8 protein-coding genes are annotated in these 18,361 nt (G+C 70.3%); 4 read left to right on the top strand and 4 right to left on the bottom strand.

The annotated features are described in order from the left end of the window. Positions 1 to 327: 327 nt before the first annotated feature. Positions 328 to 12,522 carry an amino acid adenylation domain-containing protein gene (locus tag ACFV9C_RS26030; protein WP_380197570.1) on the bottom strand — a complete coding sequence of 4,065 codons (12,195 nt, stop codon included), beginning with the start codon at positions 12,520 to 12,522 and terminating at the stop codon, positions 328 to 330. A 448-nt stretch (positions 12,523 to 12,970) separates the two neighbouring features. Here ACFV9C_RS26030 and ACFV9C_RS26025 point away from each other — a divergent pair, with 448 nt between their 5' ends. From ACFV9C_RS26025 to ACFV9C_RS26015, 3 genes are all read left to right on the top strand, one after another. After that, positions 12,971 to 14,047 (top strand): serine hydrolase domain-containing protein, encoded by a 1,077-nt coding sequence (locus ACFV9C_RS26025; protein WP_380197568.1) that lies wholly within the window; start codon positions 12,971 to 12,973, stop codon positions 14,045 to 14,047. A 359-nt stretch (positions 14,048 to 14,406) separates the two neighbouring features. Then, a complete protein-coding gene (locus ACFV9C_RS26020) occupies positions 14,407 to 14,634 on the top strand; it encodes a hypothetical protein (protein ID WP_380197566.1) in 228 nt (75 codons plus the stop codon). After that, positions 14,631 to 14,843: a hypothetical protein gene (locus ACFV9C_RS26015; protein ID WP_380197564.1), complete on the top strand. Its 213-nt coding sequence runs from the start codon at positions 14,631 to 14,633 to the stop codon at positions 14,841 to 14,843. Before ACFV9C_RS26020 ends, ACFV9C_RS26015 begins: the two co-directional genes overlap by 4 nt. Here the strand turns inward: ACFV9C_RS26015 and ACFV9C_RS26010 are convergent, their stop codons facing one another. From ACFV9C_RS26010 to ACFV9C_RS26000, 3 genes are read right to left on the bottom strand one after another with little or no spacing between them, the layout of a single operon-like run. Beyond that, a complete protein-coding gene (locus tag ACFV9C_RS26010) occupies positions 14,844 to 15,773 on the bottom strand; it encodes an NAD-dependent epimerase/dehydratase family protein (RefSeq protein ID WP_380197563.1) in 930 nt (309 codons plus the stop codon). Between the two features lie 47 nt (positions 15,774 to 15,820). Next, the gene (locus ACFV9C_RS26005; protein ID WP_380197562.1) at positions 15,821 to 16,582 is read right to left on the bottom strand and encodes an aldehyde dehydrogenase family protein; all 762 of its coding nucleotides are present in this window, start codon (positions 16,580 to 16,582) and stop codon (positions 15,821 to 15,823) included. A 7-nt stretch (positions 16,583 to 16,589) separates the two neighbouring features. Next, positions 16,590 to 17,285, bottom strand: coding sequence for an acetoacetate decarboxylase family protein (locus ACFV9C_RS26000; RefSeq protein WP_380197627.1), 696 nt, complete (start codon positions 17,283 to 17,285; stop codon positions 16,590 to 16,592). Between the two features lie 437 nt (positions 17,286 to 17,722). Between ACFV9C_RS26000 and ACFV9C_RS25995 the strand changes: the two genes are divergently transcribed. After that, positions 17,723 to 18,301 (top strand): TetR/AcrR family transcriptional regulator, encoded by a 579-nt coding sequence (locus ACFV9C_RS25995; protein ID WP_380197561.1) that lies wholly within the window; start codon positions 17,723 to 17,725, stop codon positions 18,299 to 18,301. The last annotated feature ends 60 nt before the right edge of the window (positions 18,302 to 18,361 follow it).

Here is an 18,361-nt window from a genome sequence, read left to right as displayed (position 1 = left end):
GCGATTCAAGGGATGGATGGGGTGGGGGCACCGTCATCCACGGCCGGTCGAGGGGGCTCGGACCGGTCGGCTCGGGAGATCGAGGGGGGCCTGGATCAACCGGAACACGCGAGCGGCGGGCGAGGAGACTCACCCGCCGCAACCGTGTGGACCCACCGGTCGGGAACCGACGCGCCGTCGGCAACGTCGGACCGATTCGCAGCGCGATCGATCCCGTGGAGGGACGGTATCGAACGCGGGTTCTGCACCGTGAACGGCGGACGGTGGCGGCAGGAGGGGGCTGCCACCGGCCTGACCCCCTGTCCACGGTGCAGAACTACGACGGTTCTACGGCCGGAGCCACTCCGGTTCGGGCAGGCGGTCGCGGTCGAGGCGGCCGTTGTCGTCCAGCGGGAGTTCCTCGATCGGGATCAGGTCCGCCGGGACCAGGTAGATCGGCAGCTCCTTGCCGAGGTCAAGCATCAGCCGGGCCAATACGGCGGGATCGCTGTCCTCGAGTACGACGTACCCGATCAGGCAGGTGTCACCGCCCGGCTCCGTCTGCGCGACCACGACCGCGTCCACCACGCCCGGCTGGTCCGCGAGTACATGCTCGGTCTCGCCGGGCTCCACCCGATGACCGCGGATCTTCACCTGGTCGTCCGCGCGACCGAGGTACTCGAGCGTGCCGTCGACCCGCCAGCGGCCGAGGTCGCGGCTGCGGTACAGCCGCGCGCCGGGATGCCCCGGGTCGCCGACGAACGCGCGCTCGGTCTCCTCCGGCCGCCCGAGGTAGCCCTGGGCAACGGCCGCGCCGCCGAGGTGGATCTCGCCGACCGCGCCGACCGGCACCGGCCGTAGCGCGGGGTCCAGCAGCCGTACGGCGACACCCTCGATCGGGCGCCCGATCGACGGCCGGTCCTCGGCCGGGTCGACCTCGTGGATCGTGGTCACGATCGACGCCTCGGCCGGCCCGTACTCGTTGAACAGCCGGCACTCCGGATGCGCGTCCAGGAAGTCCCGCACCTTGTGCGTCAGCACCATCGCCTCACCGCCCGCGACGATCTCCCGCAACGCCGGCAGCTCCGGCAGCCGGCGCATCGTCGCCAGCAGCGCGGTCAGCGGGCTGAACGCCATGAACAGCCGCTGGACGTCGTGATCGCGCAGCGCCGCGACCACCGCGTCCGGGTCGTACCGGTCGTCCTCACCGATCAGTACGAGCGCCGCACCGGAGGCCAGCGTCGTGAACATCTCCTGCACGTGGACGTCGAACCCGAACGAGGTCCACTGCAACGTCCTGAGCGACCGCCGGGTGCGCAGGTAGTGCCGGACCAGGTTCACCGGGCCGCGGTGCGGGACCACGACCCCCTTCGGGTTGCCGGTCGAACCGGAGGTGTAGATGCAGTACGCGATGTCGTCGGCCGCCGCGCGGACCGGCGGGGCCTGCTTGGCGCGGGCGTCGCCGTCGGTCGCGGCCACCGGTACGAGGCGGAGGCCGAGGCGGTCCGCCAGCGCCGCGTCATCTCCGACCAGCGCGACCGCGGCCGCGTCGTGCACCATGAACGCCCAGCGGGACTCCGGTACGCCGGGATCCAGCGGGAGGTAGGCGGCGCCCGACTTCAGCACGGCCAGCACCGCGACGACCATTTCGGTGCCTCGGGCAACACGGACCGCGACCAGCTCGCCCGGCTTGACGCCGAGGTCGGTCAGCTGCCAGGCGACCGCGTTCGCGCGGCGGTCGAGTTCGGCGTACGTGAGCTCGCGATCGCCTTGCAGTACAGCGATTGCGTCCGGGGTGCGGGCGACCTGCTGCTCGAAGAGCGTGTGCAGACCGCTGAGCTCGCCGGCCACCACGGCGTCCCGCCGTACCCGTCCGATCGGGCCGACCGGGTCGGCGTCGGACTCGAGTTCGCGGAGCGCGTCGAGGTCGGACGGCAGCGGGAGGACGAGTTCGGGGAGGCGGAGGTCCGGGCGGGTCGTTGCCCTGCGCAACACTTCCTCGAGGTACGCGAGCAGGCGCTCGGCACTGCGCCGGTCGAACAGGCCGGACCGGTAGTCCGCCGTACAGGTGATGGCGTCGCCGTCGTGGGTGAGGCGGAACCGTATGTCGATCTGCGGCGGCAGCTCGTCCTCGCCGTCCTCGAAGTCGACCAGGATCTGGAACAGCGGGTCCCGCGCGAGGATCGACAGGTCGGCGCCCGCGTGCTCGAACGCGGCGGCGGTGATGTCGCGGATCCGCTCGGTGAGCTCACCGAGATCGGGCTCGCCCGACAGGTCGATCCGCAACGGCAACGGCCGCGCCGCCGGGGCGTCGTCCGGGCGGACCATCGCCGACCCGATCGTCACGTCGTCCTGCGCGGCGAACCGTCCGAGGACAGTCGCCACCGCGGCCAGCATCGTCATCGCCGGGCTGAGCTTCCGCTCGTGGCTGTAGGTGAACACGGCGGCACCCAGCTCAGGATCAAGCTCCCGCCGTACCGTCACCACCGCGTCGTCCCCCGGCGCCCGCACCCGATCCACCGGCAACACCAACGGCTGCGCACCGGCCAGCACCCGATCCCAGTAGCTCAGATCCCGCCGCCGATCCCCCAACTCCCGAACCGCAACAGCAGTCCCAGGAATGGCCACCCGCCCGTCCGCATCCTTCTTCCCACCCTCCCGAACCACAACCGGCGTCCCGGGGAGGACCACCAGCCCGCCGTCACCATCCTTCTTCCCACCCGCACGCGCCACCCCAGCCGCGCCCCCACCAACCTCACCGCTGCCCTGACCAGCCCCCTCGCGGCTCTTGCCTGCCTTAGACGCGCTCCCCCGCGCATCTTCGACCTGCTTCTCGTCCGTGCCCCCCTCACCGACCGCCGGTCCCGCACCAAGCGCGATCGCACCGCCCGAAGCACCCCCGCGCGCACCACCTGCGGACGCCTCACGCCCGGTCCCCCGTGTGTCCGTCGTACCGCCCCCTGCGGAGCCTGCACCAAGCGCGATCGCACCGCCCGCCGCACTCACCCGTACACCTTCGGCAAACGCCTCACCCGCGACGGATCCGCCCTCGCCGGACGCCTCACCCCGGGCGGATGCGGCTTCGGCGGACGCCTCCACCGAGGTGGAGCCGCCCTCGGCCGGCGTGCTACCCGGCGTGGATCCACCCTCGGCGGACGCCTCTCCCGGGGTGGTTGTGCCCTCGGCGGACGCCTCACCCGGGGCGGATGCGCGTTCGGCGGATGCCGTACCCGCGGTGGATGCGCCTTCGGTGGAAGCGTCGGGGGTCTCGGCCAGGTTGGTGGTTGGCGTGGTTGGCTCAGCGGCTTCGGCGGTTGCGTCGGCGGCGGGCTCAGGCGTATGTGGTGCTGCGAGCTCGTGGGGCTGGTCGTCTGTGGGTTGTTCGGTGAGGAGTGCGAGCTGTTCGCGCATCAGCTTGGTGACGCCGTCGACCAGCTGGCCTGCTACCCGCAACTGCTGCGACATCAGCGCAGCCATCCCACTCCCGGGCAGCTCCGCCGCACCCGTCGCAGCTGCGGCCTCATCCACCTTCGCCGCAAGCTCCGCGAGCCCCGACCCAAGTACCGCCAGCGCCGCCCGCGGATCCCGCGCCGCCGCATCCCCACCGCGAGCGCCCGCCCCGTCCACGCCCTCGCCGTGAACCTCAGCACCATCAAACCCAACGCCGCCAGCAGCCGCACCCGCGCGGTCAGCGCCCACACCGTCAACACCTGCGCCGTGAGCAGCACCAACCGCCGCTCCACCAGCCTGAGCGCCCTCAGCTCCAGCACCACCAGCGACAGCACCCTCAACCGCAGCACCGCCAGCCGCAGCACCGCCAGCGGCAGCACCCTCAACCTCGGCGCCCTCAGCTCCAGCACCCTCAACCGCAGCATCACCAGCGGCAGCACCGCCAACCGACGGACCACCGGCCGCAGCACCCCCGGCCGGCGTACCAGCGGACGTGTCGTCGGCCGGCGTGCCGACCGGCTTCTCGGCCTCCGCCGTCTGGACTGCGACCGCTGTTGCCAGCTTGTGCGGCGTCGTGAACGTCAGGAACAGATCATCCGGCGCCAGCTCCACCTCGAACCGGCTGCGCAGCTCGTCGATCACCGGCGCCATCGACGCGGGCGTAGCCCCCAGCTCCGCGAACGTGTGGTCCACCGTCAGGTCGTACGGATCCAGCCCATGCACCTCACAGGTCAGATCGAGTACGACGTCCAGCGACTCCCGGTACCGCTCCGCCGACCCCTCGTCCCCCGGCAGCGACCCGGCCTGCGCCAGATAGTCCGCATCAATCACATGCGTCTCCGCCGGCAACGCGAACGGCGACGCGTCCTCCGCCTCAACAGCCTCGACCGGCTCCGGCTCCACCGGCGGATCCAGCGGAATCCGCTTCACCGCGGCACTGGACGGCGGCTCGAACACCACCGACTGCGCCCGCGCGGCCCGCTCGAACGCGTTCAGCCGCGGCGCAACGTCGCCCCCGGCAACCGCCGTACCCGGACCGGCCAGCACCGTCACTGACGGATCCACCGGATGATGCACCCGACGGAACGGGTACGTCGGCAGCGGCACCCGCCCGCCGTCGGCGTACACCTTGGCCCACGCGATCTCGGTCCCCTGCTCGTACAGCTCGGCCAGCCCGTTCATCGTCGCGAGCACCGGGTCCTGCCCGAGGCGCTGCGCGGGGATCCACGTGCTGTTCGGCGCGATCCGCCGCCCGGCGGGGCTGAGTACGGCGTCCGGCCCGAGCTCGAGGAACCGCCGGCACCCGGCCGCGGTCACCGCCTCGACGGCGTCCCCGAAGAGCACCGGTTGCCGCAACTGACCGACCAGGTAGTCGCTGTCCAGCACCGTCCCGGACTCGAGCAGATCACCCGACCAGCTCGACACCATCGGCGTCCGCAACGGCTTCAGCGTGATCTCGCGAACGATCTCCGCGAAGTCCGACAAAATTGGGTCCACCAACGAGCTGTGGAACGCCCGGTCCACGTCCAGCCGCTGCCATGCCACCTGCAACTGGTCGAGCTGCGCCGCGAGCTGCCCGACGATCACCTCGGACCCGGTCAGCACGAACGACTGCGGACCGTTGCCTGCGGCAACTTCCACGCCGGCGGTCCGGGCGATCTCGCGCACCCGATCGGCGTCCGCCCGTACGGCGACCATTGCCCCCGGCACCGTTCCGCGCTGCATCAGCTCGCCGCGCTTGGCGGTCAGCCGTACGCCGTCCGCGACGGACAGCGCGCCCGCGACGCACAACGCGGCGTACTCCCCGACGCTGTGCCCCACGACCAGCGCGGGCTGTACGCCGAACGACTGCCACAGCCGAGCCAACGCCACCTCGAACGCGAACAGCGCGGGCTGCGCCGTCTCGGTCGGCCAAACGCCTTCCGTCCCAGCCGCGGGGGTGAGCAGCAGCTCGTTCAAACTGCCGCCGGTCTCCTCGTGGTACACCCGGTCGCACTCGTCGAGCACCGACCGGAACACCGGGAACCGCGCCGCCAGCCCCGCGGCCATCCCGCGTCGCGCGGCGCCCTGCCCGGTGAACGCGTACCCGAGCGGACCCGGCCCGCCCCGCGGCACCTCGGTCGTCTGCGCGGAACCGAGCGCGCTGAGCAGCTCCCGCTCCGTACCACCCGCGACCGCGATCCGGTACCGGTGCGCGGGCCGGCCGAGCGCCGCCGTACCGGCAAGATCGATGAGCCGATGGCCGGTGCCGTGGTCGAGGTCGGTGCGGTACAGCTCGACGAGATCGGCGAGCGCGTCCGGATCCGGCGCGGACAGCGGCAGTACGACGGGGCCGTCGTCGCCGCGGCGGATCTGCCGCGGCGCCTCCTCGAGGATCACGTGCGCGTTCGTGCCGCTCGGGTCCAGTGCGCTGACGCCGGCGCGCAACGTCGTACCGCCGGACTGCAACGGTACGGTCCATTCCCGTACGTCGGTGCCGATCACGAACGGGCTGCCGTCGAGGACGAGCGCCGGGTTCGGCTCGGTGACGTTGATGGTCGGCACGAGCGTCCGGTGCTGCAGCATCAGGATCGTCTTGATCAGACCGGCCATGCCCGCGGCGCTGTCCAGGTGACCGATGTTCGGCTTCACCGACCCGATCGTGCAGAACCCGACCTTGTCGGTGTGCCGGCGCAGCGCCGTCGTCAGCGCCTTCACCTCGGCGGCGTCCGCGGCCGGGCTGCCGATCCCGTCCGCCTCGATGTAGCTGACCGAGTCCGCGTCGAACCCGGCCCGCTGCAGCGCCCGCTCCACCAGCTCGACCTGGTTGCCGTCGGTGTTGCTGACCGCGGTGCCGCGGATCACGGCGTACACCGTGTCCCCGTCGGCGAGGGCCTGGTCGAGACGCTTCAGCAGTACGGCGGCCACGCCGTTCCCGCCGACCGTACCGTCGGCGTCCGCGGCGAACGCGCGCACGTGCCCGCTCGGCGACAGGATGGAGTCCGGCGTCGGGTGGTAGGTCGTTGCCTGCGGCACCTGTACGGCGGCGGCACCGGCGAGCGCGAGGTCCGCGTCACCGGATCGCAAGGCCTGGCAGGCCAGGTGGACCGCGACCAGCGACGACGAGGACGCGGACTGTACGCCGATCGCCGGACCGGTCAGACCGAGCCGGTACGCGACCCGGGTGGCGATCGAGTCGCGGGACTGGTGCTGGCGGTTGTACAGGTTCATGCCGGAGCCGGCGAAGACGCCGACGCGATCCGACGTGCCGGCGTACCCGCCATGCTCCAACGCCTGATGACAAACCTCGAGGAACAACCGCTGCGCCGGCTCCATGAGCTCAGCCTCACGATCACTCAACCCGAAGAACTTCGCGTCGAATGCCTCGACATGCTCCAACACACCCGAGACCGCGACAACCCCGTCCCCCGTGTCCGGCATCCCCCGCCGCACACTCTCCACACCCCCGACAAGGTTCTCCCAGAACCCCTCAAGCGTCTCGGCCCCAGGAAACCGCCCAGCCACCCCCACTACAGCGACCGGCTCCACCACACCGGCCCGCTCAACACCCCCTACCGCCCGAGCACCCCCAACCACAGCCTCGCCCGCCACCTCGGGCCCACCGGCACCCTCCAACTCGCCACCGGCCCGCCCAACCCCCACACCCGCAGCCACCAACGCACCAACACCTACAGCGGCGCTCTCCCCCTCAACACCAACTGCACGACCCGCGCCGTCATCAGCACCGTCAACATCGCCCGCACCACTCGCGCCGCCAACATCCCCGGCGCCTCCGCCATCCGCAAGACCAGCCACGTCGAGCACACCCGACGTACCACCCTCAGCATCAGCCTCGGCACCAACCTCGGCGTCCTCAGAGTCCCCCGCGCTCTCAGCCTCTTCGGCCCCTAGAGCCCCGACCCCATCGTCGGCAAGATCCACACCATCGCGAACCTCTCCAGCAGAGTCCGCATCCCCGGCGCCCGCGACAACACCCTGCGCACCAGCGAGCTCACCGTCACCGGCAAACCCCTCCGCGCCCGCGCCGTCGTCATCCCGCCCACTGTCCAGTCCGTCGCCCGCATCCCCAAGCACCGCCCGCCCAGCCAGCTCCGATCCCCCAACATCCGAACCGGCTTCGTCGCCCCCGTCACCCCCAGCGACCTCGCCAACGCCCACCTCCCGGGCCACAGCCGAGCCGGCCTCGTCGGCCGCCTCCTCCCCAGCGACAGCCGACGCGATCTCCTCAACGCCCTCATCCCCGGCGACAACCGAGTCAACCTCGTCGCCGTCGCCGTCCCCGGCAACATCCGACTCGCCGTCGGCAACCGCAGCGTTCGACGCACCGTCCGCGACTCCCGCCTCGCCGACCATGCCACCAAGCGCAGAGGCCGCCTCATCCTCGTCCGCAACCGTGGCACCCGGCTCAGCTACTACGCCGCCACCGCTGACCGCCGGCTCCTGCTCGCCTGCCTGGTCACTCTGGTGGATACGTTCCGAATCCGGAGCAGGTACGTCGCCCGCATCGCCAGCAATCGGCCGGCCAACCACCTCAGGCTCTGCGCCAACCTCGGCCTCGCCGACACCCTCGACCTCGCCGCCGGTCGCGCCCTCACCGACCGCCTCGCCCGCGACAACCACCGCAGTGCCCTCGGCACCACCCGCACCGCCGGCAGCAGCTACGTCCTCCGCATCGACAGCCACCACCTGCTCGGCTGCCCCGTCGCGTTCGTGAGCACGCTCCTCATCCCGTGCGAGTACCGAGGCCGCATCCACAGCCAACGACTGAGGATCCGCATCGGACGCATCAGCCGGGTCAGCCTCGAGAACAGATCCGTCCTCAGCTGCAGACCGATCAGCCTCACCACCACCCGTCCGCCCCTGAGGGTCGTCGTCGGCAGCGCTCTCGTCGCGCGCGACTACAGCCGCGCCCTCGTGGCCCGCCGTCTCGTCATCGGCAGGCAGAACGTTCGCCACGTCGCCAGCTGCCCCCGGTGCAGCGGCATCAGGCTCGTCGGCACGACCAGACGAGTCGCCATCAGCCAACTCGGCGTCGGCAGCGCTCTCGTGGATCGCGGTCTCGTCATCGGCAGGTACGACGTTCCTCGCATCGCCGATTGCCCGCAGTACAACGGTTTCAGGCTCGTCGGCACGCCCAGCCTCATCACCAGACTCGACACCCGCATCGCCATCAGCCGACCCGGCGTCGGCAGCGCTCTCGTGGATCGCCGACGCGTCGTCGGAGGGTACGGCGTCGCTCACGCCGACGGCTGCCCGCAGTACAGCGGTCTCAGGCTCGTCGGCACGCCCAGCCTCATCACCAGACTCGACACCCGCATCGCCATCAGCTGGCTTGACGCCGTCGGTCGGGTCATGGTCAGCGACCCGCGGGTCGGCATCGTCGACTGCCGGGGTGGCGTCGGCGGCAGTCGGGGCAGTCGCGTTGGCTGCCGGGGTTGCTTCGTCTGCTGGTACGTCGTCTTGTGTTGAAGTCGCGTCGACGTTGGCGTCGTCTGCCTCGCTCTGTGCGGTAGATACGTCAGCTTGGTCTACAGCTGCGGCGCCGTGTGCGTCGGCGCTTGCCTCAGCCGGTGCGACGGCTGTGTCGGGTTCGTCGGCAGCAGGTTCGTCCCCGGCAACGAACGCGTCGTCCTCGTCGCGAGCAGCATCTTCCGAACGACCGTCGTCCCGCGCGGCTTCCTCGCGACCGCTTTCCTCGCCCCGGCCGCCTTCCTCGCCCCGGCCGCTTTCCTCGTCCCGTGCGGCTTCCTCGACCTGTGCGCTTTCGTCCTCGCGAGCATGAGCCTCGTCGAGCGGGGCGTCCTCGGACGGCTCCTCGTTGGAGTCTGCTGTCAGGGCATGGGAGGGCGCGTGGGGCTCGGGTCCGTCCGACTCGTCGTTCGCGGCGCTGTGGTTGTCAGCTGCGGTTGGCTTTGTGGTGATCGCGTCCGCAGAAGGTACGTCCGCGTCGACGGTGGGCGTTGCGTTGGTGTTCGCGCGATCGGGTACGACGTCGTCGTCGCCGGGAGCTGCGTCCGCTTCTGCCTCGGCGGTTCCCGCGTTCGCTTCGGTGTCGGCGAGGGCGGTCTCTGCGATCGCGTCGTTCGTACCGGGTGTGTCGTCGGCTGCGTCCGTGTCAACGGCGGGGTCCGCGTTGGCGGGGCGGTTCGCGTTGGCCGGTGGGTTGGAGAGCTCTGGGCTGTCGGTTGCGTTCGTACCGTCGGTTGCCCTGGGGGTGTCGGTCACGCCCGCGTCGTCGGACGTACCTGCTTCGTCGGTCGCGGCTGCTTCGTCGGTTGCGTCCGGCGTGGTTGCAGCCGGGCGACTGAATGCGTCTGAGCCGCTGGGTACGTCCACGTCCACGTCCGCCGGGTGCGTGGCGTCCGACGTGTCCGAGGCCTCGGGGGCCGTGGTGTTGGTGGTGGGTGCGCTGTTGGTGAGGGGTGTGGGGCCGATCGGGTCCGCGGCGGCGGGGCGTGGAGTGGCCGGCCGGTAGGTGGTCGGGGGTGGGGTGGCATCGGTGATGCGGGTGAGTTCGGTGGTGGCGGGCTCGTCGGCGGTGAAAGCCGCGGACGGTACGTCGATCGGCGCCGGTGCGTCGGAGGCCGATGCGTCCGAGGCGGTCGCGTCGGGGGGCGCGGGCTCGGAGGTCGTTGGTTGGGCGGGCGCCGACTCTGCGGAAGTTGCCTCGGGGGCCGTTGCGTCCGAGGCGGTCGCGTCGGGCGCGGGCTCGGATGGTTGGGCGGGCGCTGGGTCTGCGGAGATTGGCTCGGACGTCGCGGGCTCGGCAGGTGTGGGGCGGGGCTGCGGAGCCGTGGAGGGTGACGGGCCGAAGGGGGATGTGGGTGCGGCGGGGTGGGTGGTTTCCGCGGTCGACGGCGCTGACTCAGGGGACTGCGCCGGAGCGGAGGATGGGGCGGCCGATGGGGTTGTCTCGGGAGACTCGGTGGGGGCCGGGGGTGCGTCGGGGAGGTCGCGGGGCGGCGCGGGGGCGTAGGTCGGCGTCGGTGACTGCGCGGGCCGTGGCGGGGTCGCAGGGGCGGGCGGGGCGGTTGAGGGGGCCGGTGGCGCGGGTGTGGATGGCGCGGGCGGGGCAGGTGTGGATGGTGTGGGGGTGGAGGGGGTTGGCGAGGGTGGCGGGGTGGGAGTGGGGGTGCCGAGGGTGGGGCGTTGGGGTGGGGTGGGGATGGATTGCTGGAGTTCGCGTTTCCAGGCCAGGCCGACGGTCGGTAGTTCGGTGGTGCGCTCGGACGGGTCCTCGTCGGCGTACGGGGTGGTTTCGGGGGTGGTGGACGGGCCCTGGCCGGTGGGGCCGCTGGCGGGGGTGGCGCCGGCGGGTTCTACGTGGGGGTGGGTGCCGTGTTCGAGGGTGCCGTCGAGCCAGCGGTGTTTGAGGAGGGGGCGGAGGATCTTGCCGCCGGGGGTGGTCGGGAAGTCGCGGCGGGGTACGCCGACGACCTGGGCGACCAGGCCCAGCCGGGTCTGGATCAGGCTGCGGATGGCCTGATCCATGCCGGGAACCGAGTCCGGCGTCAGCGCGTAGAAGACGACGAGGCGGTCGGTGCCGGATTCTTCGTCGGCGATTCCGCAGGCGGCGACCAGGCCGGACGAGGCGCCGACGACCGTCGCGGCGACGGATTCGATGTCGTGGGCGTAGTGCAGTTTGCCGGACATGATGATGCGTTCGCTGTCGCGGCCGGTGATGACGACCTGGCCGCCGGTGATGAAGCCCTGGTCGCCGGTCGCCAGCCACTTGCGGGCCGGCCAGCTGCCCACCGGGAAAGCCGTCCGGTCGGCCTCGAGGTTCCCGAGGTACCCGGGGGTCACGCGCGCGGACGCGACCTGCAGCTGGCCGATCCGCCCCTCGGGCAGTACGGCGCCGTTCGGCGCCACGATGCGTACCGTCGTACCGGGCGCAGGCGCCCCGACCGAGACCAGCGACAGCACCCCGGGCGCTTCGACGCGCGGCGCACCGGGACGCGCGACGGCGACCTTGCCCGCCGAAGGACGCTGGTCGACCCACTCGACGACGCCGGTCGGTGGGATCCGGACGCGGTGCACGTTCGGGGTCAGGCCGGGCCGCGCGAACGTGATCCCGGTGACCGTCTCGGTCATCCCCCACGCCGCCACGAACGTCTCAGGTACGACGCCGAACCGGTTCGTGACGCGCAGGAACTCCGACATCACCGGCACCGTGATCTGCTCGCCGCCGCTGACCAGGCTGCGCAGCGCGGACAGGTCCCAGTGCCGGTCGGGCTCCCCCGCCACCGCCGCGGTCGCGAGCCGGTACCCGAAGTTCGGCGACCAGGAGTGGTTGACCCGGTGCTGCTCCATCAGATCGAACCAGCGCAGTGGGTTCGCGAGCACCCAGTCGGTGTTGACGTGGATGTTCGTGCACCCGGTGAACACCGGCAGCAGGTGGTACAGCAGGAACGCGCCGCTGCGGTCCAGCGGCAGCCAGTTCAGCGTGGTCTGACCGGGCCGGATCGGCAGCATGGCCGGCGTACCGGCGGCGAACTCGACCAGCCCGCGGTGCGTGAGCTGCACCATCTTCGGCGTACCGGTCGAGCCGGAGGAGAGCATCAGCACGGCGACGTCGTCCGCGGCCGGGCGGTGGAAGTCGGAGGTCGGCTCGTGGCCGGCCATCGCGTCCGGGTCGAGGACTGGGAGGCCGAGGTCGTTCGGCAGGTCGGACGGGCGGCCGATCAGGACGGTCCAGCCGAGCAGGTCGGTGATCTTCCGGAGCCGCTCGCGACCCTCCTCGGTCCGGTCGCCGGCCGGGTGCGGGGCGACCAGCAGCGGGCGGATGCCGCCGAGCGTGCAGGCCCAGAACGCGGCGAAGAACCCGACCGGTTCGGTGCAGTGCACGACCGCGGGGTCCCCGGCGCGTACGCCGTTCGCGCGCAGGCCGGCCAGGATCCGCGCGGCCAGCTCGAGCAGCGTCGGGAAGTCGAGCTTGGTCTCGCGCCCGTCAGCGCCGATCTCGACGACGCCGGCGCCGCCGAAGTCACGGGCCGCCCGGAGCAGCGCGCTCGGCAGGTCGCGGGGGTACCCGGCGGGAATCATCAACGCCGGCCCGGTGGAGATCGCCGGCCGGTCCGCACCACTTCTCACGCCGAAGCCACCACCAGCACGGAGAGGGGTACGCCGGGACGCGGGCAACCGCTGAGCGAGGCCGGTCGGCGACCCACGGACACGTGCCTCCCCAACTGGACGGAGCGGGTACCGGGCGGACCCGCCTCACACACTTTCACACCGAGCTGTTGCCCCGTTTCCATCAGCCGGAACAGATGCCGTGACCGGGTACACCCGGTGCGTCATCGCGCCGACCGACAGCCGTGAACCCTACCAGCCGCGACCCGCCCTGGAGGAGTCCGTTCTCACCAGCCGATGGTTAAGAATCCCGCGACCACCGACATGGTTCCAACGAGTGACGGCAGGTTCCGATACGCACCGTACGAAAGCCGTGCACGGCCCCGCGTCAGCGCCGTGGCGGTGCGGTGTCAGAGCCCCTGGCAAGAGTGATCCCCGTCGAAAACATCACTCTCAGGGGGAGCAGGGAATGTCCGTACAGGAGCTGCAGCAGGCCGCGCAGGAGTTCGTCGACGCCGGGTTCGGGAGCCTTGAGCTGCGGGTGCACGACGACGGCGGCGAGTACGTCGCCCGGGCCGGCGTACGGGAGCTCGGAAGTGCCGAGCTGCCGCCCGCGGACCAGCAGTTCCGGGTCGGGAGCGTGACCAAGACGTTCGTGTCGACCGTCGTACTGCAACTGGTGGCCGAGGGCAAGCTCGAGCTCGACGGTACGGTCGCCGGCCGGCTGCCGCGGTTCGCGCTGGACGAGCGGATCACGGTGCGGATGCTGCTCGACCACACCAGCGGGCTGTTCAACTACACCGGCGAGTACTACCCAGACGGGACGGTCGTGGCGGGGCTGCCCGCGACCGGGAAGGAGTGGGCGGACAACCGGCTGCGCGGGTACACACCGGACAAGCTGGTGGAGTTCGCGCTGGGCAAGCCCGCGCGGTTCGAGCCGGGTGCCGAATGGAGCTACTCGAACACGAACTACTCGGTCGCGGCGCTGCTGATCGAGGCCGTCACCGGGCGGACGCTCGCCGAGGAACTGGACAGCCGGATCATCAAGCCGCTCGGCCTGACCGGCACGATCGAGCCCGGCGACCGGACCGACATCCCCGGCCCGCACTCGCACGGGTACTTCCGGTACCAGGACGGCGAGGAGTCGAAGGTCGTCGACGTCACCGAGCAGAACCCGTCGCTGCTTTTCGCGGCCGGCAGCATGCTGTCGACGACGCGGGACCTCCAGGTGTTCATGTCCGCCTTGCAGAGCGGCAAGCTGCTCCCGGCCGAGCTCCTGACCGCGATGCGTACGCCGGAACCGAAGAGCGGCCCGCTCAACTACGGCCTCGGCCTGTTCGCCCAGGACACCGGCACCCAGACCATCTACCACCACAACGGCAGCGCCCCCGGCGGCTACGGCGCCCTCATGTACAGCACCGCCGACGGCCAGAAGACCCTCACCGCAGCCATCACCATGGGCGACGCCGACGCCAACATCCTGGAGATCTTCCCGCCGGCCCTGGACCGCCTGGTGAAGACGGTCTTCGGCGAGCAAGGCGAGTAGCAAGGCGAGTAGCAAGGCGAGTAGACAGCCCACGCAACCACGGCCGGGGGTCCGGGGGCGAAGCCCGCCGGGCGGGGTCCGGGGGTTGCCCCCCCCCGGACAACACGACGGACGAGCCCGGCCCGCGCCCTCCGCGGGCATACCGCGGCGACGAGTGAGTGGAGGTGAGTGGACAACTATCGAAACCTAGCCCGGCGGTCCTCAAGCTCCTGAGTTCGCCGTTGCCGCAGGTCAGGGCACCAATAGCCGCATCCGCTCTCCCAGCGGTCCGACAAACCCAGGTCCGGCTTTCGAGACAACAGCAGCTCGAGCTCGTCGAGCGATACCGAACCGGTGCACTCCGACGGGAGTTGGCGGAGGTGTACGGGATCGGCACCGGCGCTGTGTCCGGGATCCTCAAACGGCACGGTGCCGGTCGCAAGATTGGCCTCACGCCGGACGAGCTCGAGCACGCTGCAGAGCGCTACGAGCCCGGCCAGTCGCTCTCGCAGATTGTCGAGGCCTTCGGCGTCGTGGCGAACACCATGCGCGCCGCGCTCCTCGGACACGGCATGACCATGCGATCGACGAGAGGCGCGGTGCGATGAAGCGACTGAGCCGCCCCGACGACCGCCCCGGGACAGCTCTCGGCCTCGTCTACCCCTGGGATCTGGTGCCGGCGGTCAACGAATACATCGAGTTCGACCTCGATCCTGACCCCGAATGGTGGCGTGGATTCGCGGACCAGGTCGCAGCCGACGTGGCCATCGCGAGGACGATCCCAGACGTGCGGAAGCCGTTGGGGCCGGCGGTGTAGTCATGCAGCGGGGCTCTTGAGGATCTCCGTGATGCCTTCCCGGTAGGTCGTGACGTGGAAGTCTGGGAAGCGCGTGGCGAACTTCGTGGTGTCGAAGATGTTGTCCTGCCGGTAGCGCGGCATTAATTCGTTCGCCTCTTTCACCGCGGGCTTGAACAGACCGAGGACCTTGAAGGCCGCCTCAGGGACGGTGCGGTAGGAGATGCCCTCCCCGACGACCTCCGAGGCGATCTCGATCATCCCGGCGTAGGTGAGGCGGTCGGGATCGATGGGCAGGTGCCAGGTCTGGCCGTAGGCGTCGGGGGTGTTGCCGATCAGGCCCATGGCGCGACTGGCGTCCGGGGTCCAGATGATGCTCCGCTTGGTGTGGGCGTTGATCGGTACGGACGGGCGCCTGCCCTCCTTGATCGGGTCGAAGATGGCGGTGTTGGTGAGGCTCTGGGTCTTGCCCGGTCCATAGAACTCCGGGGCACGGCAGATCACGGCCTCGATGGTGCCGGCCCGCATCTCGGCGAGGAGCATGTTCGCGATCTCGGCTCGTACGGTCGCCTTGCGGCCGATCGGCTGGAAGGCGGTGTCCTCGACCTGCGGAGTGTCAGTACGGGGATACATGTAGGTGTTGTCGAAGAACACCAGCTTGGTGCCGTGCTTCTGGCACGCCGCGATGGTGTTCGCCATCATCGTCGGGAACTGCTGCTCCCACAGCCTGGAGTCGATCGGGAGACCGACGGTCAAGTACGCGATGCCGCTGCCCTCGACGGCGGCGATCGTCGCGTCGGCGTCGAGCAGGTTGGCCTTGTGGAGCTGGTCGGTCTCGTGAACCTGACGCGGGTTGCGGCTGACCAGGCGGATATCCTGAGTGACATTGTCGTGGAGGTAGCGGGTGAGCTCCTCGGCGATCTGGCCGTTGGCTCCGAGTACGGTCTGCATTCTTCCTCTTCGTGTGAGATTTCTGGATCGCGTGGGACCGGACCGGTCTACTTCACGCCGGGAAGGCGCTTCGCCAGGCGCAGCGCGTGGCTGGCGATGCGGGCGTACGTCTTCGGGTTCATTCCGTCGGGTGCCCCGACGGGGATCAGGCGCTCAATGGCGATGGTCTGCGACTCGGTGTACTTGAGGATTCCGTGCTCACCGTGGCGCCGGCCGAGTCCGGAGGCCTTCATTCCGCCCATGGGGGCGTCCATGGAACCCCACGCGGCGGCGTACGCGTCGTTGACGTTGACAGTGCCCGCCTCAAGCTGGGCCGCGACCCGGTAGCCCCTGGATTCGTCTGAGGTCCAGATGCTGAAGTTCAGGCCGTACTCGCTGTCGTTGGACTTGGCTATGGCTTCCTCTTCATCCGCCACGCGGTAGAGCGAGACGAGCGGCCCGAACGTCTCGTGGGCGTAGGCCTCCATCGTCTCGTCCACGTCGGCCAGGATGGTGGGCTCGTAGAAGTACGGACCGAGGTCGGGGCGCGCCTTTCCTCCGGCGAGAACGGTTGCACCCTTGGCCACGGCGTCGTCGACGTGTCGGGTGACCGTGTCGAGCTGCTTCTGGGAGACCAGCGAGCCCATGTCGCCGGAGTACTCGATGGCCGGGACAGCTTCATCGCCTTGGTGGCGGTGGCGAACCTCGCCAGTCATGGCATTGGTGACGTCCTGGCAGTCGTCCGGGTCGGCGGCGTGGACCCGGGCTGCAAGCGCGGTGAGGCGGGCCGAATCGACGCGGGGAGTGATTCCAGCAGTGGTGGTGGGCATGGTCAGGTCAGCTTTCCGGGATCGAGACAGGCACAGGGATGTGGAGGGCGTTCTGCGCCTCGGTGGCGACGTCGAAGCGCAGGAGCTTGATCGGCTTGAGGGAACGCGCGTCGTCGCTCAGCCGGCCGGAGCCGAGCTCGAGCGAAACGTTGCGCGGCAGCAGGCTGCTGCCAGAGGCCAGGTTGTTCATCTGGCTCAGCGTGGCGTTCCAGCCGCCCTTGAGCTCGGTGTACGAAGTCAGGGTCGAGACGCTCGTGCCACTCGGGAGCTGCTTCTGCTTCGGCGTGGCCACGTCGAGGGCGATGTCCGTCTCGCCGTTGTCGTTGAACACGCGAGCCGATGTCCGGCTCGCGTCAATGTCGACGTCGATGTCGGTGACCCACTTCGGGAAGCCGTACCCGTCGTGGCCGCGGACCTGCGCGATGTCGGTGTTGACCGGCAGAGACAGGACGTAGGCGTGGGTGGAGTCGTTGGCCAGCGTCGAGAGGAAGTCGGCGGTGCCCAGGCGGCCGTGGCGGGCCGGGCGAACGGCAACGGCCACCGTCGCCTCGGTGTAGAAGTCGATGTCGCACACGTCGTAACGGAAGAAGACCATCGAGAACAGCCCGAGACCGGGCGCGACCTGGAGCGGGGCGAGGCCGCGAGGAAGCCGGGAGCGCAGAGCGCCGGTGGGCGCTACGTAGGTCAGCTGCGCCTTGGACATCGAGTAGTAGAAGTTCGGGGTGTGGGTCGGGCCGATCGCCGACTGGACCTCGGTCTTGGGCAGCGTTCGGAAGAAGTCGACGCTCTTGACTCGGGGGTCCTTGGCGACCTCGTCGAGATCGGTGTCCATGCGGTAGCGGTCGTACAGCCCACCCTTGGGCACGCTGACCGTGCGGTCCCCCAACTGGACCTCAACCGTGGCCGGCTTTGGTGCGTCCTTCTGCGACTTGGCCATCTGGGCCCCTTCCAACTTTGATGTGTGCATTGCTTACATCTACGATAGGCAGGCAATGTAAGCAGAGTCAACATTGCGGCATGCGACAGTCACTCCGCCGAAAGGGTCCCGGCTTCGGCGATTCCCGGCCCCAAAGCCGCCGCTTCGCCGTCATCCTGAAGCCCGCACACAACGTCACGATCAGCACGAAGAGGTAGCGCCCGATGTCCGAGGCCAAGAGCAGTTACCACCACGGGGACTTGCGCGCCACGCTCATCTCCACCGCGATGGGGATGCTCGAACGCGGCGAGCCGTTCTCCATCCGTGCCGTCGCGCGCGAGGCCGGCGTCTCGGCCACGGCGCCGTACCGACACTTCCCCGAGCGCGAGGCGCTGGAGTCGGCGCTAGCAGCCGAGGGGCTGCGCAACCTCAGAGAGGACCTCATCCGAGATCGCGCGCTGCCGACCACGGCCGAGGAGTTGGCGGAGTTCGGCGCCGCCTACGTCGAGTTCGCGCTGCGTCGGCCGGCGCTGTTCAGGCTCATGTTCGGCAACGAGTGCAACACCGACGACGAGGAACGCGTGCAAGCCGCCGCCGCCGTGCATGAGTTGCTCACTGCAGCGATCACGGCGGTCTTTCCAGACACCGATCCCCTCAACCTCGCACTCGGCGGTTGGGGCGCGGTGCACGGGATGGCGTTCCTGTACCTGGACCGCAAGCTGACTGCCGACTCGATCGAAGAAGTCGCGCTGCAGGTACGAGCCTCGCTCCTAGCGATCTTCGCCGCACAACCGCTGAGCTGACCTCGCGCTTCCCGTCCGTCGGGAAGAGACGCTCTTTGACTGGCGATGGCGGTCGCGCTA

The sequence above is a fragment of the Kribbella sp. NPDC059898 genome (genome assembly GCF_042730855.1).
Lineage (GTDB): Bacteria > Actinomycetota > Actinomycetes > Propionibacteriales > Kribbellaceae > Kribbella.
Note: the sequence above shows the minus strand (reverse complement) of the source record. Positions and strands in the feature narration are given on the sequence as shown.